We start from the raw sequence: 25,865 nt of genomic DNA on the forward strand, positions 1-25,865 counted from the left end.
ACATCGACGACGATCGCCTCCAAGGCGGCCACTGCAAAAAAACAACGACGCGCACCTCGCGATGCGCGCCGTCGTTAGCAAGGAAGCGAGGGCGTCGGAGCTGTGCTCAGGAGCGGGCCTGGCCCAGTCCCTCCTCGATGCGACGGACCAGCTCGACCAGACGCGGCCGCACGTCGTTGAGTAAATATTCCTGCGAAACCTTGAAGGCCGGCGCGCCGCAATTGATGGACATCGGCGGCAGACCGTTACCCGGGCGGAAGCCCACGGCGATCCCATTCACGTCCGGCTGCCACTCGCCGAACGAGCTGCACACGCCGAGCTCCTGGTACATGGCCAGCGACTTGTCGATGCCCTGCTTCAAGCCTGGCCAGGCGAGATGATCGAGCTCTTTCAACTGATCGAGCAGATCGGCGCGCTCGGTGTCGCTGCAAACCGCCAGATACGCACGGCCGATGGCGGCCGTTGCCAACGGCAGACGCATGCCGACTTCCATATTCAACGACAGCACCGCGTTGCCCTTGCAAACCTCGACGCACACCATGCTGAGCCGCTGCCGTGCGCCCAAAGCCACCGACGTGCCGGTCGCATCGGCGAGTTCCTGCATCAGCGGCCGTGCGAGATCGCGCACTTCGAAACGACCCAGCACCGCGCTCCCCAGCGCGAGCGTGGCCGTGCCCAGGCGGTACTTGCCCGACTCTTTTACGTAGTGGAGATAGCCCAGCTTGGTGAGCGTGTAAGTCAGACGCGAGACGGTCGACTTGGGCAGCTTGCACCGTTCGGAAATGTCCTGGTTACCGAGCAGCCGGCTGCCGCTACGGAAGCAGGACAAGACGTCCAACCCGCGCGACAACGCAGTGACGAAGTGTCGGTCCTGCTTGCCCACATGAGGTTTTGGCGCCGCCGCCGAGGTCCCCGTCGTCTCGATCATGCGAGTCGTTTCTGATGCTCTGGTAGCCATAATAATTTCCCGCCTTATCCGTAACCGCCCTGTTTATATTGCGAGGGATCGGGCATCCTGCCACGACCCTCGCGCTGCTTCGGAAAAAAACGTGGTTTTTTCCTCGCAGCCGCCGCCTGCGGCGGCGGGGTACATCCATGTACCCATACCTTGAAAATTTGCCGCCATTTAAACGGGCGCCGCCGCCCGCGCCGTTTCCGCTTCCTGCAACAAACGCCACTGCACTTTGCCGGTCGCCGACTTCGGCAGCGCCTCCACGAATTCGACGATTCGAGGATGTTTGTAGGTCGCCATGTTCTGGCGCGTCCACTCGATGATCTCTTCTTCCGTCACCTTGCCTTTGTGAGTCGCCCGCAGCACCACGACGGCTTTCACCGTCTCGCCACGATGCGCGTCCTTGGCCGAAATCACGCAGGCTTCCTGGATGGCCGGATGTTGGTACATCAGCGCCTCGACCTCGGCCGGCCACACCTTGAAGCCGGAGCAGTTGATCATGCGTTTGAGCCGGTCGACCAGGAAGAAATAACCGTCCTCGTCGACGTAACCCAGATCGCCGGTCCGGAAGAACTTCTTGCCGTCGAGGTGCATGAACGCGGCCTCGGTGGCTTCAGGATTGCGCCAGTAACCCTGGAACACCTGCGGACCGTGTGTGACGATCTCGCCCACGGTTCCCTGCGGCACTTCCTGCAAGGTCTCCGGATCGATGATGCGCGAGTCGGTGTTGAAAATAGGAATGCCCAGACACTGGCGCTTCGGCCGATCGGGCGGATTCACGTGAGTCGGCGCAATCGTCTCGGTGAGACCGTAGCCTTCGATATATGCAGAGCCGATCAACTGCTGCAGGCGTTCACCCACCGCCGCGGGCATGGCCGCGCCACCGCCCGATACCCGGACCAGCGACGACAAGTCATATTCATTGAGACGCGGGTTGGCGAGGAAGTCGATGACCATGGTCGAGATCGCGGTCCACGACATCAGCTTGTAGCGTTGAATGAGCTCGGCCGCGACTTCGCGGTCCCAGCGGCACATCAACACGATGGTGCCGCCCTGGTACATCGGTGCGTTCATGCCACCCTGCATGCTGGTGACATGGAAGAACGGCAAGACCACCAGCTGACTGGTGTTCGAATTGCCGCCGAACCAGAAACCGTTGGTGATCAATGTATGCATCACATTGTGATGCGTGAGCATGCAGCCCTTCGGCCGGCCCGTGGTGCCCGAGCTATAAGGAATCACGCACAGATCCTCGAAACCCATGGTCAACGGACCCGGCGTGCGTTTCGCCGCCAGCGCATTCGTCCACAACGTGACGTTGTCATCCGCGATGGCCTGCCTGGGCGCGCTGACGACCTCTGGCATGCGTAGCGTCGTGGCCGGATCGATGTAATCGCTATACGCCGCGACGACGGCGTGTTGAAGCTGCTTGCCGAGCAGCGGCTGCACTTGCGGATACACTTCCTGAGCGACCAGCGCCACCGTCGCGCCGCTGTCCTGCACGTAATGTTCGAGCTCCGCCGTGACGCTCATCGGATTCACCGGCACCACGACCGCGTTCGCGCGCAGGATGCCGTAGTAGCCGAGAATGAATTGCGGGCTGTTCTGCATCACCAGCAACACTCGGTCGCCGGCCTTCACGCCGAGGTCGTTCTGCAAATAGCCCGCGAGCCGCTCGGCCTCGTCCTTGAAACGGGCGTACGTGAGCGGCGCCTCGAAAAAGATCACGTATGGCTTGTCTGGAAATCGGGCCGCCGAGACTTCCACGTTGTAAAACACGTTGGTCGCCGGGGCCGTGATATTGCGTGGCAGGCCGACCGGCCAGAAATCGAAATGCTTTTGGGACATGCGCCCATTCCCCCACTAGTCCTTAGCAAAGCCAGATCGCTTCCACGCGCGGCCAGCTTGGCCAAGCCATTCGCTCGCGAGTCGATCGGGCACCCACAGCGCCTTTCAGGATTCTTCCGGAATGTCGCATTGGGTTCCACAATGCGGGCGCTTGTTCTGCCGAAAAACTATCACATCTCGCACAGCGCAACCAAGCCGCCCATTTGTCAAGGTATGTGAGCATCCAGAGGCAGGCAAGGAGCGAAAGTGCGGAACTCGCCGCTGTTGGCGCGAGTCTGCCCGAGGCTCGGAAGTTGCGGACGCGCCGTGCCCGCCCCTATGATCCCCGTCTGCATCGAGAACTATCATTCTGCACAGCAGCCAGAGAAAGGCCATTCCATGGATTTGAATTTCACGCCCGCGGAGCTGGCGTTCCGCGACGAAGTCCGCCAGTTCATGCGCGATCAGCTCCCGCAGGACATTGCTCAGCGGGTCAAGAACGGACTGGCGCTGCATGCCCAGGATTACACCCGCTGGCAGAAAATCCTGTATCAGCGCGGCTGGGGCGCCCCCGGTTGGCCGAAGCAGTTCGGCGGTCCCGGCTGGGGTCCGGTGGAGATGCATATATTCGATGAGGAAGCGGCCGCGGCCGGCGCTCCTCGGACCATTCCATTTGGCTTGAAGATGGTCGCGCCCGTGATCATGGCGTTCGGCTCGCCCGCCCAGCAGCAGCAGTTCTTGCCGGGAATCATCAGCGGTGAAGTGTGGTGGTGCCAGGGCTATTCGGAACCTGGCGCGGGCTCGGACCTCGCCTCGCTCAAGTGTCGCGCGGAACGTCATAAAGACGAATCGGGCGATCACTACATCGTCAACGGCCAGAAGACCTGGAACACGCTCGGCCAATACGCCGACTGGATTTTCTGCCTGGTGCGCACCGACCCCAATGCGCCGAAACCGCAGCAGGGCATTTCGTTCCTGCTGATCGACATGAAGACGCCGGGCATCACCGTGCGCCCCATCATCACCATGGATGGCGCGCACGAAGTGAACGAGGTCTGGTTCGAGAATGTGAAAGTGCCGGTGGAGAATCGCATCGGCGAAGAAAACAAAGGCTGGACCTACGCCAAGTTCCTGCTCGGCCACGAGCGCACCAACATCGCCGGCGTGGGCGCGTCCAAACGCGAGCTGGGTCGCTTGAAAGACATCGCGCGCAAGGAAACGAAGAACGGCCGTCCGCTGCTCGAGGATCCGCTGTTCGCAGCTCGCGTGGCGCAGGTCGAGATGGACCTGATGGCGCTGGAGATCACCAACCTGCGCGCTCTGTCCGCCGAATCGGAGAAACGCGCGCCGGGTCCCGAAGCCTCTATTCTCAAGATCAAAGGCACCGAGATTCAACAGGCCATTTCCGAGCTGATGATGTATGCGGTGGGCCCGTACGCCCTGCCCTTCGAGCGCGCCTCCATCGAGGAAGGCGACTTGCGAAGCGTCGCCGGCCCCGAGTACGCCGCGCCGCTGGCCGCGACCTATTGCAACGTTCGCAAGGTCACCATCTACGGCGGCTCGAACGAAATTCAGCGCAACATCATTTCCCAGATGATTCTTGGACTGTAAGAGCAGAATTCCATGGATTTCAATTTCAGCGAAGAACAGCAACTGCTGGTCGACACCGTGCAGCGCTACGTGCGCGACGAGTATTCCTTCGAAACCCGGCGCGACATTCTCAAGACGCCGCAGGGTTGGAGCCGCGAGAAGTGGCAGGCCCTGGCGGGCCTGGGACTCACGGCGCTCAACGTGCCGGAGGAGCATGGTGGCTTGGGCAGCGGACCGGTGGAAACGATGCTGGTGATGAATGCGCTCGGCGAAGGTCTGGTTCTCGAACCTTTCCTCGCCGCCGCTGTAATGACGCCGGTATTGGTGACTCATCTCGCAGACAAGGCCGCAGCCGAACAACTGCTGCCGGACATCGCATCGGGCGAGCGCATCGTCATCATCGCCCATCAGGAGCCGCAGACGCGCGGCGAGATCAATTACGTTGCCACCCGCGCGGAGAAAACATCCAGCGGCTACGTGCTCGATGGTGTGAAGAACGTCATCGTTGGCGGCGGCGCGGCCGATGAATTGCTCATCAGTGCACGGACCAGCGGTCGCGTCGGCGACACTGATGGGATCAGCATCTTCCGCGTCGATCCGAAGGCCACCGGGGTCACCGTGAAAGACTACGGCACCATCGATGGCCAGCGCGCCGCCGACATCGAGTTGAAGAAAGTCTCGCTGCCCGCCTCTAGCCTCGTGGGCGCGGAAGGCAAAGCGTTCGCGGCCATCGAAGCTGCGCACGATCAAGCGCTGAGCGCGCTATGCGCCGAAGCGGTGGGCATTATGAAAGCGGTGAACGCCACCACGCTCGACTACACCAAGAGCCGCAAGCAGTTCGGGCAGCCGATCGCGCGCTTCCAGGTCTTGCAACATCGCATGGCGGATATGTTCCTGCACAGCGAGCAGGCCCGCTCGATGAGCTATCTCGCCGCCATCAAATGCGTCGAGACGGATGCCGGTGAGCGCCGACGCGCGCTGTCGGCCGCCAAGGCGATCATCGGCCAAGCGGGTCGTTTCATCGGCCAGCAGGCGGTGCAGCTGCATGGCGGTATGGGCATGACCGACGAGTTGATGGTGAGCCACTACTTCAAGCGGCTGACCGCCATCGATCTCACGTTCGGTGACGCGGACTTCCACACGCAGCAGTTCATTTCTGCGTCGAACGCGGCGTAACTGTCACAAATGCGGGCGACTGGCGCTGCAGTCGCCCGCTCACTTCAGCTTATAAATCAGTTTCGGTCCGCGCTCGGTTTTCGACTCCAGCGCGAGCCATTCCTTCTGCTCCGAATACCACAGGTCGATCGACAGCTTGAAGCTGCGTAGCTCATAGCGCCGCGCCGGCGTTTTCACGCCCCGCACATCGATGGAGTCGAGCCCCGCGTCCGTGATCTTCACATCGACGTAATCGCCATTCTGCGAGTTCAGCAAGCGCGTCTGCTGCAGCATCGCGGGGTTCCAGTAAGCGAAAGTCATCACGCACTCGCCCAGCCACTGCACTCCCTTGCCGGGACCCTCGAGCCTTTTCACGATCGTCTCGCGATTGGCGCGCTTCACTTCGATGCGGTGTTTCTCACCGTTGTCGTCGGTTTTGGACGAAAGCGTGTTCAAACACTCGCCGTCCCAATGCTCGACATCGTGGTGATCGTACGTGTACGCATTCAGGAACAGCACCTTGACCTTCATGCGCGCCTGGCTGGTGAGCTGACGCTCGGCGCCCTGTTCGATGAGATCGAAACGATGAGTGCCGATTTCTTTGTCGTCGAGGAACACCCGGAAGTCCCAGGTCTGATCGGCGCGCGCCGCGGAACCCAAGCTCACAGCCAACAGGGTCGCCAGCAAGCCGGGTCCGAGAATCTTGCGGATCGAGTTCATCTCAGCTAGTCATTGCATCCCCTGACGGGGACAACCTGAACGGACTTCGCTGAACCGACGGCTTAGGATTCGCCCAATCCCAATCGACCATGCGCTACGACAGTGCACACAGGGATACCGATCGCCGTCGCACGCCGATCTGGATGGCTCAAACGACATACGCGTCATCCGCAATCCCGGCCCGGCTGCAATGTGAATTCGCGGCAGCGTGCTACGATTCGGCCCGCTCTCAACGACAAGTCCGGCAGCGGCATCGTTGGGGCATCATCGGGGAGGCATCATCGTGCGTGATTGGTTGGCGACGTGCCTTTGGGCGCTCGGCGCCTGCCTGCTGGCCATGCCGTCCGTCGGCAGCGCCGCGGCTCCCGTGGTAGGCGGCGGCAGTCTGCACGTAGAGATGCTGGATCCCGCCGCAGCCGATGTGAGCATCGAGTCATTGACCGGCGGCTCTCTCGATTCGCGTTTCCGACCTTTCGATTTCACCGCCGCCCGCAAACGCGACACCGCTTTCTGGTTGCGACTCCGCGCCGAAGAGAGCTCCGCACCAGGCTCGGTGCCGACGCTGAACGTCAGCAAGGGCCGTCATCTGCAGATTCAAGCCTTCACGGTCGAGGGCGATCGAACCGTTCAGCTGCGTACGGCCACTTACCTGCCCGGCTTCCGCGGCATGCATCAAGCCGTCTTGGCTTTGCCCGACCGGCTGTCGCGTGGGCAACTCCTCTATGTTCGCGTCGATCCTCAGGGCGAAGGTTGGGAAGGATTGCAGTTCACCGTCTCCACGCTTGAACAGACGCTGGCGACGGGCGCCGAGCGCGCACGAATGATCGCCCTCGCCTTTGGCGCGCTGATGGCGATGGCAGTTTCGTCGATGCTCATCTGGCTCGTGCTCTCGGACCGATTGCTGTTGTTCTACGCGGCGCTGTTCTCGCTGCAAGCCTTGTACATCGCGTATCTCTCCGGACAGGGCTTCGAATGGCCGGTGCTGGCGCTGGGCGCTCCCGTCATGTCGTACACATGGAATGTGACCGCGGCGTTGAGCGGCGCCGCTGCCTGTCTGTTCGTGCGAGAGATAGCCGAACTGCGTCTGTACTCGCCGCGCGTCCACACGATCTTCGGCTGGATGGCCGCTACCTTCGTGGTGCTCGCATTCGCCAACCTGGCTCAGCACATCGGCCTCGGCGGCGTGGTCGCCGCCATCGGCAATCTGGTCTTCATGGGCTCCGCGATCTTCACGCTGATCGTCTCCTTCCTCGCCTGGCAGCGGAACAACCGGGCCGCCGGCTGGTTTTTGATCGCCTGGGGCTTGCTGGAAGGCTTCACCATCGCCGTGGCGATCCGGTTGCTGCTTACCGATCCGGAGGGCGCCGAAGGCCTGCTCTATTACGGATTGCCGCTGTCCATGGTGGCCGCCGCCGTGTTGATAGCGCTGGGCGTGGCGGACCGCCTGCGAGACCAACGACTCGCACTGTCGGATGCGGAGCTGCGAGCGCAGACCGATCCGCTGACCGGCGTGTTGAATCGCCGCTCGCTGGTGGAGCGCCTCGAAGCGGCGTGCCTGCGAGCGCGAGCGCGCGGGCTGCCGATCGCGCTGCTGTTCATCGATCTGGACCACTTCAAGGAAATCAACGACACGCGCGGACATCAGGCGGGCGACGCGTGTCTGCGCGCCGTCATCGATCCCATCCACAAGGAGCTTCGCCAATCGGACGTCATCGGACGCTACGGCGGCGAGGAGTTCGTGGTCATTCTGAGCAGCGCCGATATCGAAGCCGCGGGCCCGATCGCCGAACGCATCCGGAATCGGGTCGCGGAAGTGCGCGTGGAGGGTTTCGGCGAGCCGATCCGGCTGACTTGTAGTATCGGCGTGGCCACCAGCGACACCCTCGGCGTCTGGGGCGAGCACCTCATCGCTCGCGCGGATGCGGCCGTCTATGATGCAAAAAGGTCTGGTCGGAACCGCGTCCAGATCGCCGGAGCGTTACCGGCGTGACGATTCTGTCCAATCGCCCCAAGACCGACAGCAGCTGCCGAGGCACTCAGGCGGTCCCCTACGATCGACCACAATTAATTGCCCTAACCCTTGGATTTTTCACGGCCAACCCCATCGTTGGCCAACGCCCGGCGAGCGCTCCGACACATCCGGAGCCGCGGTCGTGAGCGAATTGAGTGCGAATCCGACCCCAAATTGAGTCGAATCCTGCGTGAAACTGGCGTTAGAGGCGGTCCCAGCGGCCGCTTTTTGGCATACAATCCGCGCCCCGAAAATTCCCGCTGCCTTGTCTGCCTGAAGATCGGCCCGACTATTGGCCCAGAGACTGTGTAAGACCCAATCCGCGTTGGACTGATTTTTTGGCTTTGCCGGCGAGCTTAGTTTTGTCTACCCCCCGTAACCAACCCCAGGAAGTGAATGTGGAACAAGCGCAACTTGAGCTGCAGTTGAAAGTTTGGAAAGAGCTTGCGATCAGCAAGCAGATTTTGATGCGGTCGGCGACCGACGCCTTGAAGCTGGATCCCAACTGCTCTCAGGATGAACTCAAAGTAGCGCTTGACGCAGTCATCAAGAAGATCGCCGAGGCCGACTCGAGCGTCGCCACTGCCCGCCAGGAGGCCAAGCAGGCGATCGCCGAGATGGAGAAGAAGCTGCAGGTCGCCGAAAAGGCGCGCACCGTCGCCGAGGCCACCTCTGCCGAAGTCCGCGCCGCGCAAGAGAACGCCACGCGCCAGATCGAGATCGAGCGCGCCAACTTCACCAAAGAAATGCAGCAGATGAAGGCTGTCGTCGCCGAGAAGGACAAGACAGTCAAGGCGATCAATGCCGCGCTGGCGGACACGCCCGAGAACGTGGTGAAGAAGCTCAAGGCGCTGCGCAAGGAGAAGCAGGACGAGGCCGATGGCCGCCGTCAGGCCGAGTCCAACATGGCCACGCTGCGCAAGGAAAAGCAGCAGACCGAAGAGCAGCTCACCAAGGCGAACGAAAAGAACGCCAAGCTGGTCACCGCTTACACCGAGACGCACGCATTGGCGAGCAAGCTGCACGAGCAGCTCAAGCCGCTGCTGACGGACGAGAAGGATCTGCCCGCCCTGCCCGAGCTCGACAAGAGCCTGACCGAAGAAGCCAAGGACGAGCCCGCCAAGGGCAAGAACGGTAAGAAGTAAGCCCGGCACGCGTCATTCGTTGCGAATGACGCGCGCATGCAACGAAATCGGCGATGTAACATACGTTATCTAAAAGGTAACCTATGTTATATCGCGCGCCTCAGGCGCCCAGCTGACGCCCGCGTACCTGCCGAACGACACCTGTCGCCGTTCTTCTACGCAAAGACCATTGTAAAATGGACCTCAGCAGGCATAAGGTGATCCTCCCGAAGAGATTAGCGGACGGAGGTTCCTATGTACGCCACTGCCATCCCTGCGGGAACGCTGACGATTCGCGCCTCGCGCGATAACACGAGCTGCGAGTTGTGGCTCAATGACAATTTCGTGGGCTCGTTTCCATCGGCCGCCGCCGCGGCGCAGAGCGTGAGCCGCCACAATAGCGGTTGCGAATTGATCGACGAAGGCGGCGCCAAGCTGCCCGAGAGCATCGATGCGTGGCAATGGATCAGCGTATCGAAAACGGGCAGTCAGCCGATGTTCCTGGTGAGAGCTTCTGTCCCGACGGTTTGACGCGCTTCTTCGCATTCCCCGCATCCCGCGCCGACGGGATGCAAGAACAACAGCGGGTCAATGGACAGATGCTCGACGGTCACGCTGACGATGTCTCGCGAGTTTGCCAGCCGCGCGTGAGCGTGACCGACCTGCCCTTCCGATTGCAATCCCCGCGCACGTAACCATTCATCCGCGAATGCGAAGCGAGAACAACAGTGATTGTTCTCGCCGTAGTCGATGCGCTTGATCTGACCCTTCTCCAGCACGGTGCAATAACTCGGCGTTCGATAGGGAACGCCAGCGATCAGCTCCGCCAGATGCATCGTGGTGTTCGCGTCATGCCCCACGCCGAGCAGCAACACTTGTCCATCGGCGTCACGCACTCGACCGACGGGACTCGCAGGGATATGCGGAGGCAGAGGCAGCGGATCCGCAGTGATGAATTGCGCCTGCGGGCCCACGGCCGCGAACGCATGAAAGTGATCGCTGCGAACGACGTCCGGCAATCGCCAGAACATCTGCGCCGTAACACCCAGATCCGTCGCGCTTGGCGTGGTGAGCGGATCGAAGGGTTCGTCGTCCAACTCGGTCCACGACGGCATTACCAAAGTGCCGTCGGTGCCGAGCGCATCGCGTAAGGCTTCGATCAAGCCCAAGGGTCCGCGCTCGACTGGCCGGACCGCGCGGAACGACGTATGCACGAGCAATACGCCGCCACGTCTGACTCCGAGCCGACGCAGCTGTGACGCCACGTCGGCCACGCTCAACTCGCTCTTCAATCTAAGCCTTCTCCATCATCGAACGTCACAAGGTGGCGGCGAGCGCCGCGAGCTGATCGGTGCACAGACCCCAGCCCTGGTGAAATCCCATCTTCTCATGGGCGTCGCGATCCTCCGCGGACCAGTGCTGCACGCGTGCAGTGTACTTGCTCCCGCCGCCGTGCTCCTCGAAGGTGATGATGCCCACCATGAAGGCCTTCTGCGAAGGCTCCCAGGCGTTGACGAACGCGTCGGTGAACACCAGCTTCTCGTTCTTGACCACGTCCAGATACACGCCACGATTCGGAAACTCGGGTCCCTCGGGGCCACGCATCACGATCAGGCTCGAACCGCCCGGGCGCACGTCGATCTCGGCAGTCGGCACGGTCCACGGCGCCGGCGCAAACCACTTCTTGATCAGCTCCGGCTCGGTCCAGCAGCGATAAAGCTTGGCCCGAGGCACGTCGATGATGCGGGTCAGGACCAGCTCGCGCTGAGCGATGGGGGCAGCAGCTTCCGTCATGTCGTCACTCCGTTGGAAACAATCTAATGCGAATCGTTACAGCTCAAGAACGCTGGGGCCGCGGAGTATCCGACATCCGTTGCAAAATTTTTAGCGCCCCGTTTTATCCGTACTTACACGCTTCACTTTTTAGAAACAGGCGCATTCCTGCGATTTCGCGCGCTCGGACGCCTGCGCCCCGTATTGTGCATTACTGCCGAAATATTTTAGCCTTCCCATCGGGGTTCTTCAGCCTGAGAAGATAACGAGCAGACTCATGCCGACATTCGAACAAAAGATGAGCTCGCTGCGTCGCGCAATCGGACATTGCCTCAGTGGTATCCGGTGGCGGAACGTTCCAAAAGCGGAGGCGCCGAAGCTCACACCCGACGCTGGCAACCCGCCCGACATAGTGAGCAGCATTCTCGACCGCACCGCTGCGGATCTGCGCAAGCTATCGGCGTCGGACGAGGACTTCGACGCCCGTCCCATCATCGACCGCGCCGTGCAGGAACTCGGCCAGCTCGGCTTCCAGTCCCGGCCTGTCGAAGAAGCACTCATGGACCGTTACCTGGAAGAGCTGCCGGAAACCGATTACCAGATCCTGCGCCACTTCAAGCAGGGCATGAAACACAGCGAGATCGCCGAACTGATGGGCACCGACGTGCGATCGGTGCGAAGCTCGCTGATCAAAACCTATTCGGACCTGCGCATGAGAATGCACGGCTCGGACGATGGCGGCGGCGGACTGCCCGCCGAAGAGCCGCCGCACTCGAAATCGATGCACAAGCCGATGAAGCTGACCTCGCTTCACCCATAACTGAACCACTCCGCCGATCCACGCATCGGGACGCGCACGAACCTGTGCGCGCGAGCTCATATTTCACACGCGCCGGGCCGGCGCAACGAACCTGTCATCTTGGCGCACTAAGTTAGGCGTCCATCTCAAGCGTGAGATGTGCCATCGATGCCGATGTCTGCGTCCCCGTTCGAACTCGCTGGACCGCTCAAGCGCGTGCCCGCAGTCGGTCCGCTCATTCTCAACGTTGCCGAGCGCGCCCTCGCCCTGCAACGGCTGGCGAACATTCATCGCCAGCTCGCGGGCCGCGATCTCAGCCCCGAGCAGTTCGCGGGCGAGGCGCTGGAAATATTGCAGGTTCGTTTCGAGATCGACGCCGCGCGTCTCGATCTCATTCCCAAGAGCGGCCCGGTCGCGGTCGTCGCCAATCATCCCTATGGCGGGCTCGAAGGCCTGTACGTGCTTCAGTTGCTGCTCGGCTTGCGCCCCGACAGCAAGCTCATCGGCAATCAGCTGCTGCAACGGATCCCGGAGTTGCGCGACGTCATCATTCCCGTCGACGCGTTCGGCGGGGCTCGTGCCGCGAAAGCCAATGGACGCGGCATGCGAGCAGCGCTGCGACATGTGCAGGATGGTGGATTGATCGTGCTGTTTCCGGCTGGCGCGGTGTCGCATTTGCATCTGTCCGCGGGCCGGGTCTGCGATCCGCCATGGAATCCGACGGCCGCGCGTTTCCTGCGCATGGCGGGCTGTCCGGTGGTTCCAATGCATTTTGGGGGCGGCAACAGCTCGATCTTTCAAACGCTGGGTCTGCTGCATCCTCGGATGCGCACCGTCATGCTTACGCACGAGTTTCTCAACAAACGTAATCACGTCATTCCCGTGACCGTGGGCCGTGCGATCAAGGCAAGCACACTTCGCGACGAAACCGACGATGTGGCGCTGGCTCGATCGCTACGCCTCAGCACGTACGCGCTCGAAGCTCATCGCACGGTTCAGCGTCGCGTCGCTCGCACGCCGGAGCCGACCGCCGAGCCCGTGGCCACCGCGCTGATCGAGGCCGAGATCGCCAATTTGCCGGCGCAGAACATGCTGGCTGCGACTCAGGGCGCGCAAGTCATGTTCGCGCGTCCCGAACAGATCCCGTGGACGCTGCGTGAAATTGGCCGGCTGCGTGAGATTGCTTTCCGAGCGGTGGACGAAGGCACCGGCCGCAGTCGCGATCTGGACAAGTACGACGAGCACTACGTCCATATGTTTTCGTGGGACACGCAGCGGCGCGCCATCATCGGCGCGTACCGCATCGGGCATGTGGACGAGATTCTCGCCAAGCACGGCCGGCGCGGGCTCTATACGCATTCCCTCTTCTCTTATGGCGCGCCCTTCCTGCGGGCCGTTGGGAATGCGCTGGAGCTGGGCCGCTCGTTCATCGTGCCCGAGCATCAGAGAAATTTCGGCGCGCTGTTGCTGCTGTGGAAAGGCATCGCGCAGTACGTGGCGCGTCATCCGCGCTATCACGTGCTGATCGGACCGGTCAGCATGAGCGCTGAGTATCGCCCGCACTCGCAGGCGCTGCTGGTGGACTTCATCAAGCGCCGCTGCTTCGACCATCAGCTCGCCCAACTGATTCGCCCTCGCCGCCCATTCCGCCGGACGCACTCACTGGCGGCGTTGAGCGGCGACCTGGCGGGGCTCGGCGATATCGAAGGCCTGTCCGAGCTCATGGAAAAGATCGAGCCCGACGGCAAGGGCGTGCCGGTGCTGCTCCGTCAGTATCTGAAGCTGGGCGGGCGTGTCGTGGGCTTCAACGTCGACGCCAACTTCAGCGACGTGGTGGACGGCATGATCGTCGTCGATCTGACGCGCGTCGAACCGCGAGAGCTCTACAAGTACATGGGCCGTGAAGCGGCGGAGACTTTCCTCGCAAGCCAGCCGGCAGCGACCAGGCTCAGCCAGCAATCTTGACGCCCCGCCGAGCCCCAGCGCATTCTGGCGCCGGGGGGCTCATTCGAGGCGGAGACTCAGCTGGCTACGCGGGCAGAAAAGCGGCGACCACGCCGTCAAGTTCAAGAAGTGACCATCGACGACGTGGCGGCTGCGGCCGGCGTCTCACGCATGACGGTATCGCGTGTCTTGCGAGGCGGGCATCTGGTGCGTGCGCCGTTGCAGGAACGCGTGTTCGCGGCGGTCAAGAAACTCAATTATCGACTCAACGTTTCGGCCCGCGCCCTCGCCGGCTCCGGCCCTTCGCGCGTCGGCCTGGTGTATTCGAATCCCAGCCAGGCGTTCTTGAGCGAGCTGCTGACCGGCGCCCTCAGGGAATCGAGCAAGCTGGGCATGCAGCTGACACTCACGGCCGATGCCGACACGCACGACCGCACAGCCGAGATCGCCGCGCTCCTGCGCAGTGGCGTGCAATCGTTCGTGTTGCCATCGCCTGCCTGCGACGCCCCCGACGTGCTGAAGTTGCTTCGCGAGGCGCAGGCACGCTGGGTGGCGATCTCGCCCGCCAATCTGGAGATTCATCCGCTCAGCATCTCGGCGGACCACTTCGATATCGCCGGCCGCATGACCGCGCGGCTCATCGAGCTCGGCCATCGTCACATCGGCTTCATCGCCGGCGTTCCAGCCTCCAAGGGCGCAGCCGAGCGCCTGCGCGGCCACATGCGCGCGATGGCTGCGGCCGGCATCAAACGATGTCCCGTCGAACAAGGCTACTTCACGTTCCAATCGGGCCTCGAAGCCACCGAAAAGATGCTGGCCTCGTTCCCGGAATGCACGGCCATCATCGCCTGCAACGACGACATGGCCGCCGCCGCGATCTCCGTCGCTCATCGACATCACCTCGACGTGCCGCGAGATCTCACCATCGTCGGCTTCGACGACACACCCATCGCCTCCATCGTCTCACCGGCAATTACCACCGCCCGCCAGCCCATTGCCGAAATGGCCCAGAGCGCCATTCGCCTGCTGCACTCGGCTGCCATGGCCGCTGGCGCGGACGAAAACAAGCGAACGCAGAAGGTGCTGCCGTGTACGCTGATCGAACGGGAGTCGAGCGCACCGCCGCGGCCGACGGCAAAGACCAAGTAGCCTTCAAAGCTTGGGATCGAGCAAGTGCTCTATATGCTCAAGATTCGTATTGAGCTGCTCCAGCCGATCGCCGTCGCACATGAGCACGAACACTTGATCCAGCAAGTGTTGCAAGGCTGACTGATACAACAATGGCTGGATGTGCGAACGCTCGTCATGCGCCGACACCAGCAGCGTAGCATCCGCATGCGCGCGAAGCGGATTGGAGGTGTGGCGCGTGACGGAGATGACCTTGCCGTGCCGCTCCCGAAACTGGCGAGACAGCTGATTGAGCGCCGCTTGCTGGCCCTGCTCCGAGAACACCATCAGCACATCGCCACGCTCGGCGCTCGAACTGGTGGCGGTCATGCGCACCGGATCGGCGTGATGAACCGTTAATGTTCCTAATAGCGCCAGGCGCTGGGCGAATGCCTGCGCGGCGCTGCCATCGTCGCCCAGTCCAATGCAAAACACCCTGCCGGCGCGGCCGAGCATCGAAGCAATCTCGCTGAGCTTCTCTGCGTCATTGATGAGCCGTGTTTCCTCCTCGGCTCTCGACTTGCTTTGCCACAACGTCTCAGCGAGCGACTCGCGCGCCGCCGCGCGAGTGGACCTGGCCGCCGTCTTGACCTGCCCGTCACTGGCGCGCGCGACAGCCTCGCCGACCGAATATTTGAGATCGGGATATCCCTTGAAACCCAGCTTCTGGCTGAACTTCACCACGCTCGACTGGCTGATCTGCAACGCGTCGGCCAGCTGCTGCGACGAGTAGTCGCGCAGAAGGTGCGCGTTGTCGAGCATGAAATCGGCGATGCGGCGCTCGATCGCCGACATCTGATCCCGTTCCGCGCGAATTTTCACGAGCGGCGACATTTAACTCACAACCTCTCCAGACCTCGAATCTCCCGAATGCCCAGACCCGGCGCATCCGTGATCGAAATCTCCGATTCGTTGAAAATCACACCGCCATCGACCGGATTGAACGCGCACAGCGACGGACCGTCGAGGTCCACCTTGGTGATCACGTTGGCCTTGGCCACCGCCAGGTGCACAGCCGCCGCCACGCTGATGCTGGTTTCGAGCATGCAGCCGATCATGCACTCCACACCATAGAGCGCCGCGATGTCGGCGATGTGAATGGCGCTGGAGATGCCGCCGGTCTTCATGAGCTTGATGTTGATGATATCGGCGGCGCGCATCCGGATCAGCTCGATCACCTGCGTCGGACCGAACACGCTTTCATCCGCCATGATGGGCGTATGCACCCGCTCGGTGACATAGCGCAACCCATCCAGGTCCTGCGCCTTGACCGGCTGCTCCACCAGTTCCAGCCTCACCCCCGCGTCTTCCAGCGTCTGCAGCGCGTACACGGCCTGCTTCGCCGTCCAGCCCTGGTTTGCATCCAGCCGCAGCAGCGCCCGATCCTCGACCGCCGCGTAGATCGCCTTGACGCGCTCGATGTCGACGCCGATGTCCTTGCCCACCTTGATCTTGAGCGCCTCGAAGCCCCGCTCCACCGCCTGGATGGAGTCGGCGACCATCTTATCGATGTAATCCACGCTGATGGTGATGTCCGTGGTCACGACCGGATCGCCGCCGCCGAGCATCTTGTACAGCGGCGCGTCGTACAGCTGCCCGAACAAGTCATACACCGCGATCTCGACCGCCGCCTTGGCGCTGGAGTTTTTTTCCAGCGACGTCTGGATCAACTGCGTGATGCGATTCAGATTGGCGATGTTCTGCCCGATCAGGCGCGGGGCGATGAATTTGGCGATGGCTTCGACGATGGAGCCGTGCGTGTCGCCGGTGATCACCGCCGTGGCCGGCGCCTCGCCATAGCCGATGTGACCCGTGTCGGTGTGAATCTCGACGACGATGTCTTCGACGATATCCACGGTGCGCAGCGCTGTCTTGAACGGGGTCTTCAACGGCACGCGCAACATGCCATACCGAATATCCGTGATCTTCATGATGGTCTCAGTGCCGGATTCGCTGAATGCTGTAAATGCGGTCGATCATGGGCTGGCCCTCGCTCTGCAATAGAGGCAGCAAGGGCGTGACCGAGACGCCGTTCAATCTGGCGCGCTCGATGTCACCCGCGCCGCGACGAAAGCTGATCCCGGTCGTGTCGTGAATCACATAAGGACCGCTCGGGTCCTGGCCGATGACCATCATCACGTGCCCGGGAATATAAATGAGATCGCCGACGTGCGCCTGTCGCAGCAGCTCCACGCGTTTTTCATGATCGTCGGCTTGCGTGAGCGCGATGCGATTGAACGCGGGGCTCACGCCTTGATCTCGGGTATTGCGAGGCAGCTGCACACCGAAGCTGCGGTACACCTCGGAAACAAAACCGCTGCAATCTCGCGCGTCGTACGAGTGCCCCCAGCCGTATCGCTCGCCGAGGAACTTGAACCCCTGGCGCACAATGTTCGCGCGGGTCAGCGGCAGATAATCGGATTGCACGTCCTGCCGCTTCGGCAGCAGCGCCGGCGAGAACTGCAGTGAACCATCGGCGGCGCGATACGGCAGCTCGATGACATGCGAGGTGTATGAATGCTGACCGTTGACCGGCGCCTCGATGGGCCAGTCCGCCATCACGGGCACGCGCGCGCTCATCTCGAGTTGCACGCTGGAGACTTCAGGCCGCTCAGGCGTGAAGACCGTGTGCACCTTCGCGCCCGTCACGACGAGGTACGGCGACTTGCGCGGATACGCAAAGACGATCTCACGACTGCCTTCGGCAACGGCCTCCTGCTCTATCCAGGCACTGTAGAGGTCGCTGACGACAAACAGCCATTTCCCGTCGCGGCTCGCGTGCGCAATCGCCACGGGCGTTCCAGGAAACAACGCATTCTCTTGAAAGCGATCGATGTCGGTGTCGTCCGTGCTGGAGAACACGCGCGCCCTGGTCGGAAACGTGCGCAGGTCGGCTCGCCGCACGACCATGGCGTAACGTGTCGGTTGAGTCGAAGGAACCGCGTCGAGGTTCAACGCGGCCATCCACTCATCGACGCGCGCCGCAGCGACTTCTTGTCCTTCGGCATCGAATAGCTTCCGCTCCGGCCGCGCCGACATGGCCCCGATCCACTGACGCACGTCAGCGGCTGTCAGCGAGGCAGGCAGACGTTCGATATCGCGCACCGATGGGTCGGTTTGTTTCAACCGCTCGTTCTGCTCGGCAATTTCCGCCGCATCGAGCACGATCGCATTCGCGCGCGGGGCGAGCCGAGTCCAGTATTCCGGAGTGAGATGAGTAGCGTCCACGCCGATAACGCCAGTAGTCGATCCAGTGTCGGATTTCTCGCCCGGCGCGCCAGCGCAACCCGCGACGAGAACCACCAGCGACAACAATAGCGAATGCCTGAGCATCATGCGGCTCCCGCCGGGGCCAGCGCCGACAGCACGCTTGCCATGAACAGTCCCATGCCGGTCCCGAGGATCAGCCCGAGCATGGCCAGCAGAATGGCGATGGGAACCAACACTGGCGAATATGTAGCAGCGAGCACCGGCGCCGACGCCACGCCGCCGATCTGCGCGAGCGAGGAGATGCCGCACAAGTACATGTCGAATCGGAAGACGCGCGCCAGCACCGCGAGGATCGCGATGTGCAACAACATCGTGGTGAAGGCGCAGAGAATAAAGAGCGGCGCGGATGCCAGGCCACGGAAATTGCTCTGGGATGCAAGAACGGCAACGAGCAAAGCCAACAGCGCTGAGCCGGTCGTCGCCGAGCCTGGAATACGAGCGAACCGCGTGCGAGCGACGATCAAACCGGCGGCTGTCGCAAACAGAACTGTCCACGACGTCTGCGTCAGCATCGTCGAGGTCGGCATGATCGTGGCGACGCGACCAGCGCCCATGCCGACCACCATCCCCAGCGCCAGCCACAACAGAATGTTTGCCGCCTTGGCCGGCCCGGTCGAAGCCACCGGCGCCAATTGCGGATACTCTCGGCCGTCACGATCCGCCCGCGTCCATCGATTGAATATCGGTGCGAACGCGCCGGTGGAAAACAACACGAGCACCCAGACCGAATAGCACAGTGCATCGGCCAGGAGCACGGCGGGCAACGCGTTCTCCGACAGGCCAATGACCTGCTTGACCGCCACCAGATTCGCCGAGCCTCCAGTCCAGGTGGCGCTCAATGCCGCCAGCATCTTCCATCCTTCCACTGGCAGCAGCGATCGGAACAGCAGAAAGGTCAGAACGATCGCCACAAGAATACTCAGCATCGCGCAGGCAAAGACCGCCAGCACCCGCGGCCCGACAGCGAGAATGGCTCGCAAGTCGCAGGTGACCATCAACAGAAACAGCAGAGCCGGCAGCAGCAGCGAAGTCAGCGTCCGCTGCGCTCCCTGAATCTCAGGCGTCGCGTTCCAGACCCCGGCCACCGCCAGCGCCGTGACAAACAGATAAGTCCAGACGATCGGCGGCAGCACGTTGAACACCCGCCATTGGAAACGCTTTTCCAACGACGGGAACACTCCGGCGGCCAGCGGCATGAGCGCGAGATACGGCCAGACCGTCTCGATCATCGCGGCACGTCGTCTGAGTTGGGGTCCGCTCGAGTCGTTCGCATGGGTTCAGAATATTCGCTTCTTCTTCGTTTTGAATCAAGAATAAATTATTGACCACGACTTCGGCGGCGTGTTACACCATTACTACACCGCGCCTGAGCCAACCTTCGCCGACGTGGACACCCTCAAGTGACTGCTCGAACGCATTCTGTCGCAGTACTGGCGTTGATCGCCGCCATGAGTTGCCCAGCGCTCAGCGCCGACGGGATCTCCACGAACCCGCAGCCCGTGGCTGCAATAGTACAGCTCGTGGACGACGGCGCATTCAGCGATGCCCAGCGCGCCATCGACAACGCCCTTCGCTCCTCCTCTCTTTCTTCCGAGCAACGGAACGCTTACGAGTTCGAACGTGAGCGCATGCGGCGCATTCTGCTGGATTTCAGCCTCACGGCGATGGATGCGCAAGCGCGAGTCCGCAAACAAATTCCGGATTTGAAGGATGCGGAGTTCGCGGCCTGGGATGCGGCCGGGTTGCTCGAATCCCGCGTCATCGATGGCAAGAAGTGGTACTTCAATCGCGCGCCCTCGAATCTGTTCCGGCTGAGCGCGGAAGCACGCGCCCGTCGAGCGAACCCAACGCCATTCAACGACAGCCCGCTGGAGCAACCGCATGCTCACCACCGCGAGGTGCTGGAACAGGCGAAGAAGACCGGTCGCGATGCCGTCGCGCCACGTCGCGTGCGCATCACGCAATCGATCTCAGTCGATGCCGACGCCGTGCCCGCCGGAGAAACCCTTCGAGCCTGGATCCCCTACCCGCGCTCCATTCCCGGCCAGCAAGAAAACATCCAGTTCATTCAGAGCACACCCGCCAAGCATCAGATCGCGCCCGAGTCGGCGCTACAGCGCACGGTCTATTTCGAGCAAGCGGCGACTGCGAAGAAACCCACGCAATTCTCGCTGACCTATGAGTTGACCATCTATGGGCAGCACCGGCAGATCGACGCTGACAAAGTCGTTCCAGTGACAACGTCGGCGGCGTTGGCTCCGTACCTGGGCGAACGCCCTCCGCACATCGTGTTCACGGACGAGATGCGAAAGTTTTCGCGTGAAGTCGTCGGCGATGAAAAGAATCCGTATCGAATCGCGCAGAAGCTGTTCGCAGCAGTGGATCGCATTCCGTGGGCTGGCGCTCTGGAATATTCGACGATCAGCAACATCAGCGACTATGCATTGCGCGCCGGCCATGCGGACTGCGGTCAACAGACGTTGCTGCTCATGACGCTGTTACGGATGAACGGCATTCCGGCCCGCTGGCAATCGGGCTGGATCTTCTCCGACGGCGCCTACAACAACATGCACGACTGGGGCTGGCTGTACCTGGCGCCGTACGGCTGGGTGCCGATGGATGTGACCTTCGGCCGGCTGAATTCCGGAGAGCCCGCGCTCGATGCCTTCTACCTCGGCTCGTTCGACGCCTATCGCGTCGCCTTCAACGACGACTACAGCCAGCCATTCGTACCGGCCAAACAACATTTCCGCTCCGAAACCGTCGATCTGCAACGCGGCGAGGTGGAGTGGCGCGGCGGCAATCTGTACTTCGACCGCTGGGATTACGACTTCGAGGCGACGCTGCTGCCGTCGCCGCAGGATGCAATTCTCCGATAACAAACACTGGCCGGGAGGGTGTATGAAAACAAACATGTCGCTCAGAGCTGCGCTGAAGGTGGCGCTGAAACTGGGTGCCACCGCTGTATTCGCGGCGACGCTGCCGCTGCACGTATCGCATGCCGCGAGCGGCGACGGCTCGCTCGTCGGCAAGATCATTGCCAGCGATCAAGGTTCGCTGGAAGGCATCGAAATCACGGTGCGCAATCCGGAGACGGGATTCACACGCACGGTGAAAGCCGAAGCCGATGGCTCCTATCGCTTTCCCTACTTGCCAGTGGGCAAGTATATCGTCGAAGGGTCGCGCAATGGCTCTGCGCTGGGCAAGCTCACGGAAGCGACCGTCGGCCTCGGCACCGCGACGACCGCCGACGTGACGGTCAATCTCAGCAACGTCGAGGAAATCTTCGTGGTCGGCAGCCGCGTCATTCGGGCCGTCGACGTCCGTTCGACCGAGTCCGCAACCAACCTGACACGGGACGATCTGGAACGCCTGCCGGTCGGACGTGACATTCAGTCGGTGGCGCTGCTGGCGCCGGGCCTCGCCAAGGGCGACAGCGGCCTGTGCGACAACGACTACTGCGGCGTCTCCTTCGGCGGCTCGTCGATCGCCGAGAACACGGTCTACATCAACGGCCTCAATGTCACGGACTTCTACAATCGTGTCGGCGCCTCGGCAGTGCCCTACGCGTTCTACAAGGAGTTTCAGGTCAAGACGGGCGGCTATTCGGTCGAGTTCGGCCGCACCACCGGAGGCGTCATCAACGCCGTGACCCGCTCCGGCACCAACGAGTTCGAGTACGGCACCGAAGTCGCCTGGGAGCCGCGCTCGCTCCAGAGCAGTAAAACCGATCGCTTCAACGGCGACGGCTCGCCACGACTCATTGGCAGCCAGGACGAGTACGACAGGACCACCGCGACATTTTACGCCTCCGGCCCCATCGTCAAGGACAAGCTGTTCTTCTTCGCCTTGTACGAAGCGCGCGACTATCAGAACGACTACACCACTGACACTGCCAATATCATTTACGAGGCGCAGGAAGACAACGGCTTCTGGGGCGCCAAGATCGACTGGCAGATCAACGACAGGAATCTGCTCGAGCTGCTGGCGTTTTCAGATGAGAACGAGGAAGAGCGCGACGCATTCGGTTTCGACTATGCCGCGCGCGCCAAGGGCAATTACCAGCAGACGCGCTTCACCGAAAATGGCGGATTGAACTGGTCTGCTACTTACACGGCCTACCTGACCGACAACTTCTCGGCGAAAGCGCTGTATGGCGAGAACCAACGCGACTACTCCCGTTACAGTCAGAACGACCTGGAGTGTTCGCGCGTGCGGGATTTGCGGCCAGGCGGCGCCGGCGATGTCGGGTGTACCACTTCGGGTAGCGTCAGCTCACGAGACGACACGCGTGAGGCCGCACGTCTCGATTTCGAGTGGGTGCTCGGCGAACATCAACTGCGCTTCGGCCTGGATCACGAGACCAACACTTCGGATTACATCCAGTACTACCCGGGACCGGACCGCCTGCTCTATGACGTCAACCGGGCGATCTCGACCAACGTCAACTTCGTGCCCATCGGCATCGGCACCGATTACGTGCGCGTGCGCCAGAACGAGGTCGAGGGTGTGTTCGAGACCATCAACTCGGCTTACTACCTCGAGGACAACTGGTCGATCACGCCCAACCTGCTGCTCAATGCCGGCATCCGCGTCGAAGCGTTCGACAATAAAAATGGCGAGGGCGACACGTACATCAAGATGGATGACATGATCGCGCCGCGCTTCGGCTTCTCATGGGACGTGAAAGGCGACCAGCGCAGCAAGATTTTCGGCAACGCCGGCCGCTACTTCCTGCCGGTCGCCAATGTGATCAACATCAAGCAGGCCGGCGGCTTCCTCGATCGCCGCACCTTCTACTACTTCGAAGGCTTCGAGCCGTTCGACTATAACGGCGTGACACGCTATCGGCCGATTCTCGGCGCTCAGTTCGGCGCGGTGGACGATTCGCAGGGTGACGGCACGGTCGGCGATCTGCGCGGCGAAGTCGATGCCGACATGGACCCCGTGTATCAGGACGAACTGATCCTCGGATTCCAGTCGATGCTCGGCGAGCAGTGGTCATGGGGCGTGCGTGGCATCTATCGCAAGCTCAACAATGCCATCGACGATATGGAAATCACTTCCACCGGCGTCTTCTGCGACGGCGAGCCGGTCTCGGCGGGCTACGTGATGGGCAATCCGGGAGAGCCGGTCACCATCTATTCGGACACCAACTGCGACGGCGAGAATGACGGCTGGGTGACTGTCGACACCGGCAAGGCCGGCTGGGCCTTGTACGATGACGCCGGCAACTACCTCGGCGATGTCGGCTATCCCAAGCCGAAGCGCAATTACAAAGCGCTCGAGCTGATGATCGATCGCGCCTGGGACGACCTATGGTCGTTCAACGCCGTGTACACGCTGTCCTGGGCCAAGGGCAATGCCGAAGGCCCCATCAACTCGGACACCAACTTCGGCGATACCGGACGCACCGAGGCTTTCGACAACCCCTGGGTGAACTTCGGCTCCTACGGCTATCTGCCCAACGACCGTCGTCATCAACTCAAGGTGCGCGGCGCTTATGCGCTCGGCGAGCATTGGGAGCTTGGCGGCACGCTCACGGTGCAGTCGGGTCGTCCCAAGAACGCGCTGGGCGAGTGCAATCCTTACGACGCCGAGTGCTTCTATAGCTTCTTCGTCCTCAATCAAGAAACGGGACAATACGAGTTGCGTCCGCGTGGTTCCGCTGGCACAACGCCGTGGCTGTTCGACCTCGGCGCGAATGTAACCTACAAACATTCGTTCTCGGCGGCGGATCTGCGCGTGCAGCTGTCTGTGTACAATCTGCTGAACCAGCAGCGTGTCACAGAAACGGATGACATGCTGGGCGCGGTGCTGCCGAACGGCAACAGCGACTATGGCGTCGGCACGGGTTATCAGCCAGCTCGTTATGGCCTGCTGACCCTGAAGCTCGATTTCTGACCCTCGGCCTTACGCACGATAGGGCGGCCCGCATGGAGCGGGCCGCCTTTATGCTTGATAGCCCAGTCCAGGTGAGCCATTTTCGTCATGCTTCGTTTGTTCAGCGCTGCGCTCGTGTCCGTCGGTTTGCTCGCCTCGTTGAGCTCGTGCTCGTCCAACCGCACGAGCAACGCCGCTGAGGAGAAGACGGACCGCGCCGCCATCGATCGCATCTTCGATGAAGTCATGGCGAGGTATCGCCTGCCCGGCATGGCGCTAGGCGTGATCGTCGACGGTCGCATCGTTCACACGCGCGTGGCCGGCGAATTGATAGCCGGTTCCAATCAGGCGATCGATAACGACACGCTGTTCAAGATCGCCTCCAACAGCAAGGCCATGACCACTGCCCTGCTCGCCCGACTGGTGGATGCCGGCAAGCTGCGCTGGGACGATCCGGTGGTTCAGCATTTGCCCAAATTCAAGATGTTCGATCCGTGGGTGACGCAGCAGATTCAGGTGCGCGATCTGCTGATTCACAACTCGGGCCTGCGCGAAGGCGCGGGCGATCTGATGTTATGGCCGACGCCGAATCGATTCACACGCGCCGACATTCTTGCGGGGCTCGCGCATCTGAAGCCTCAGCAAAGTTTCCGCTCGCAGTATGCGTACGACAATCTCATGTATGTCGTCGCCGGCGAAGTGGCCGCCGCCGCGGGTGGTGCAACCTATGAAGAGCTCATGCGTCGTGAGGTTTTCGGACCGCTCGGCATGACGCGCTGTCAGGTCGGTGAGTGGGATCGCGATGTCGTCGGCAACGTCGCTCAGCCGCACATGCGCCGCGGCGACGGCAACGTCGTCATCCGTGCCGACAGCAAACTCATTTCCACCGACACGGCCGCGGCTGCGGGCGGCATTCGGTGCAGCTTGAATGACATGCTCACCTGGATGCGCGTTTGGCTGAGCGCTGAGATGTTGTCGACTGACGGCGCGAGCTGGCTCTCGTCCGCACAACGCGAAGCGCTCTGGAGCGCACATACGCCCATGCCACTCGGCAGACGGCAACGCGCGTGGGATGGCAGCCACGTGAATGCCTATGGCTATGGTTGGCGCTTATCGGACGTTGACGGCGTATGGAGGGTGGCTCACACCGGCACGCTCGCCGGCATGTATTCGGCGGTGAACCTGTTTCCGGACAAGCGTGCCGGGTTTGTCTTCATGATCAACGGCGAAGGCTCGCAGGCTCGCATCGTACTCAACAGCGCGCTGGCCAAGTTGATCACTGCGCCTGACAAGCTTCGCCCCATAGCATCGTATGCGGACGAACTCGCGGCGGCGCACGTCGATGCCTCGACATCGACCAAGGTCCCCGACACTTCGTCGCGAATCCCAGTCGCGAGCGCGAACATCGAGTCGTGGTTGGGTATTTATCGGGACCCGTGGTTCGGTGAGGTGTCGGTCTGCCGTCGTGATGGCGCTGTTGTCTTCTCCTCCGAGAAGTCGCCGCAGCTCACTGGCAAAGTCATGCAGGTCGGGCCTCGCCCGCTCGTCGATTGGTCGCAGGACGACATCGACACCGAAGCATGGCTGGTCTTCGCGCGCGCCGGCCTTCCAAGCGCACCGAGCACCGCCACTCTGACCATGAGCAAGGTG

Annotated in this window: 19 protein-coding genes and 1 pseudogene; 11 read left to right on the forward strand and 9 right to left on the reverse strand. The window is 62.0% G+C overall.

The genetic code is table 11. The features are described from left to right. Positions 1-106 precede the first annotated feature (106 nt). Together VGD45_RS22170 and VGD45_RS22175 are read right to left on the reverse strand one after the other, a co-directional pair. Complete coding sequence (locus tag VGD45_RS22170; protein WP_331157533.1) at positions 107-958, reverse strand: IclR family transcriptional regulator; 852 nt, start codon at positions 956-958, stop codon at positions 107-109. A gap of 168 nt (positions 959-1,126) precedes the next feature. After that, entirely contained in the window at positions 1,127-2,800 is a 1,674-nt protein-coding gene (locus VGD45_RS22175) for a long-chain fatty acid--CoA ligase (RefSeq protein WP_331157534.1), read from the reverse strand. Positions 2,801-3,178: 378 nt separating this feature from the next. Between VGD45_RS22175 and VGD45_RS22180 the strand changes: the two genes are divergently transcribed. Further along, on the forward strand, positions 3,179-4,390 hold the full coding sequence (locus VGD45_RS22180; protein WP_331157535.1) for an acyl-CoA dehydrogenase family protein: 1,212 nt from the start codon (positions 3,179-3,181) through the stop codon (positions 4,388-4,390). 12 nt (positions 4,391-4,402) lie between these two features. Continuing rightward, positions 4,403-5,545 (forward strand): acyl-CoA dehydrogenase family protein, encoded by a 1,143-nt coding sequence (locus VGD45_RS22185; protein ID WP_331157536.1) that lies wholly within the window; start codon positions 4,403-4,405, stop codon positions 5,543-5,545. 39 nt (positions 5,546-5,584) lie between these two features. On the opposite strand, the gene VGD45_RS22190 is transcribed toward VGD45_RS22185, so the two are convergent. Then, on the reverse strand, positions 5,585-6,244 hold the full coding sequence (locus VGD45_RS22190) for a DUF6134 family protein (RefSeq protein ID WP_331157537.1): 660 nt from the start codon (positions 6,242-6,244) through the stop codon (positions 5,585-5,587). Between the two features lie 283 nt (positions 6,245-6,527). On the opposite strand from VGD45_RS22190, the gene VGD45_RS22195 reads away from it, so the two are divergent. The 3 genes from VGD45_RS22195 to VGD45_RS22205 all read left to right on the forward strand — a co-directional run bounded on the left by VGD45_RS22195 (position 6,528) and on the right by VGD45_RS22205 (position 9,910). Then, entirely contained in the window at positions 6,528-8,234 is a 1,707-nt protein-coding gene (locus VGD45_RS22195) for a diguanylate cyclase (protein WP_331157538.1), read from the forward strand. A gap of 419 nt (positions 8,235-8,653) precedes the next feature. After that, positions 8,654-9,400 carry a hypothetical protein gene (locus tag VGD45_RS22200; protein ID WP_331157539.1) on the forward strand — a complete coding sequence of 249 codons (747 nt, stop codon included), beginning with the start codon at positions 8,654-8,656 and terminating at the stop codon, positions 9,398-9,400. 234 nt (positions 9,401-9,634) lie between these two features. Further along, on the forward strand, positions 9,635-9,910 hold the full coding sequence (locus tag VGD45_RS22205; RefSeq protein ID WP_331157540.1) for a hypothetical protein: 276 nt from the start codon (positions 9,635-9,637) through the stop codon (positions 9,908-9,910). On the opposite strand, the gene aac(3)-IV is transcribed toward VGD45_RS22205, so the two are convergent. Together aac(3)-IV and VGD45_RS22215 are read right to left on the reverse strand one after the other, a co-directional pair. Further along, entirely contained in the window at positions 9,868-10,671 is an 804-nt protein-coding gene (gene aac(3)-IV / locus VGD45_RS22210; protein ID WP_331157541.1) for an AAC(3)-IV family aminoglycoside N-acetyltransferase, read from the reverse strand. The genes VGD45_RS22205 and aac(3)-IV overlap by 43 nt on opposite strands. A gap of 25 nt (positions 10,672-10,696) precedes the next feature. Next, a complete protein-coding gene (locus VGD45_RS22215; RefSeq protein ID WP_331157542.1) occupies positions 10,697-11,173 on the reverse strand; it encodes an SRPBCC family protein in 477 nt (158 codons plus the stop codon). Between the two features lie 256 nt (positions 11,174-11,429). Here VGD45_RS22215 and VGD45_RS22220 point away from each other — a divergent pair, with 256 nt between their 5' ends. The 3 genes from VGD45_RS22220 (at position 11,430) to VGD45_RS22230 (ending at position 15,044) form a co-directional block, all read left to right on the forward strand. Further along, the gene (locus VGD45_RS22220) at positions 11,430-11,972 is read left to right on the forward strand and encodes a sigma factor-like helix-turn-helix DNA-binding protein (protein ID WP_331157543.1); all 543 of its coding nucleotides are present in this window, start codon (positions 11,430-11,432) and stop codon (positions 11,970-11,972) included. A 153-nt stretch (positions 11,973-12,125) separates the two neighbouring features. Further along, entirely contained in the window at positions 12,126-13,916 is a 1,791-nt protein-coding gene (locus tag VGD45_RS22225) for a lysophospholipid acyltransferase family protein (RefSeq protein ID WP_331157544.1), read from the forward strand. A 108-nt stretch (positions 13,917-14,024) separates the two neighbouring features. Continuing rightward, positions 14,025-15,044, forward strand: a complete 1,020-nt coding sequence (locus tag VGD45_RS22230) for a LacI family DNA-binding transcriptional regulator (protein WP_331157545.1) — start codon at positions 14,025-14,027, stop codon at positions 15,042-15,044. A gap of 3 nt (positions 15,045-15,047) precedes the next feature. Here the strand turns inward: VGD45_RS22230 and VGD45_RS22235 are convergent, their stop codons facing one another. From VGD45_RS22235 to VGD45_RS22250, 4 genes are read right to left on the reverse strand one after another with little or no spacing between them, the layout of a single operon-like run. Beyond that, complete coding sequence (locus VGD45_RS22235; RefSeq protein ID WP_331157546.1) at positions 15,048-15,896, reverse strand: MurR/RpiR family transcriptional regulator; 849 nt, start codon at positions 15,894-15,896, stop codon at positions 15,048-15,050. 5 nt (positions 15,897-15,901) lie between these two features. Continuing rightward, positions 15,902-16,993, reverse strand: coding sequence for a dipeptide epimerase (locus VGD45_RS22240; RefSeq protein WP_331157547.1), 1,092 nt, complete (start codon positions 16,991-16,993; stop codon positions 15,902-15,904). A 7-nt stretch (positions 16,994-17,000) separates the two neighbouring features. Then, positions 17,001-18,398 (reverse strand): SH3 domain-containing protein, encoded by a 1,398-nt coding sequence (locus VGD45_RS22245; protein WP_331157548.1) that lies wholly within the window; start codon positions 18,396-18,398, stop codon positions 17,001-17,003. Further along, positions 18,395-19,561 (reverse strand): DUF819 domain-containing protein, encoded by a 1,167-nt coding sequence (locus VGD45_RS22250; RefSeq protein WP_331157549.1) that lies wholly within the window; start codon positions 19,559-19,561, stop codon positions 18,395-18,397. The genes VGD45_RS22245 and VGD45_RS22250 overlap by 4 nt, the downstream gene beginning before the upstream one ends. A gap of 219 nt (positions 19,562-19,780) precedes the next feature. Here VGD45_RS22250 and VGD45_RS22255 point away from each other — a divergent pair, with 219 nt between their 5' ends. The 3 genes and pseudogenes from VGD45_RS22255 to VGD45_RS34185 form a co-directional block, all read left to right on the forward strand. After that, the gene (locus tag VGD45_RS22255; RefSeq protein ID WP_349263337.1) at positions 19,781-21,211 is read left to right on the forward strand and encodes a transglutaminase-like domain-containing protein; all 1,431 of its coding nucleotides are present in this window, start codon (positions 19,781-19,783) and stop codon (positions 21,209-21,211) included. A gap of 34 nt (positions 21,212-21,245) precedes the next feature. Beyond that, on the forward strand, positions 21,246-24,236 hold the full coding sequence (locus VGD45_RS22260) for a TonB-dependent receptor (protein WP_331157551.1): 2,991 nt from the start codon (positions 21,246-21,248) through the stop codon (positions 24,234-24,236). Between the two features lie 87 nt (positions 24,237-24,323). Beyond that, positions 24,324-25,460, forward strand: a pseudogene (locus tag VGD45_RS34185) (serine hydrolase domain-containing protein); the annotation flags it as partial. Positions 25,461-25,865 lie beyond the last annotated feature (405 nt).

The organism is Steroidobacter sp., assembly GCF_036402275.1.
In the GTDB taxonomy this organism is placed as follows: Bacteria; Pseudomonadota; Gammaproteobacteria; order Steroidobacterales; family Steroidobacteraceae; genus Steroidobacter.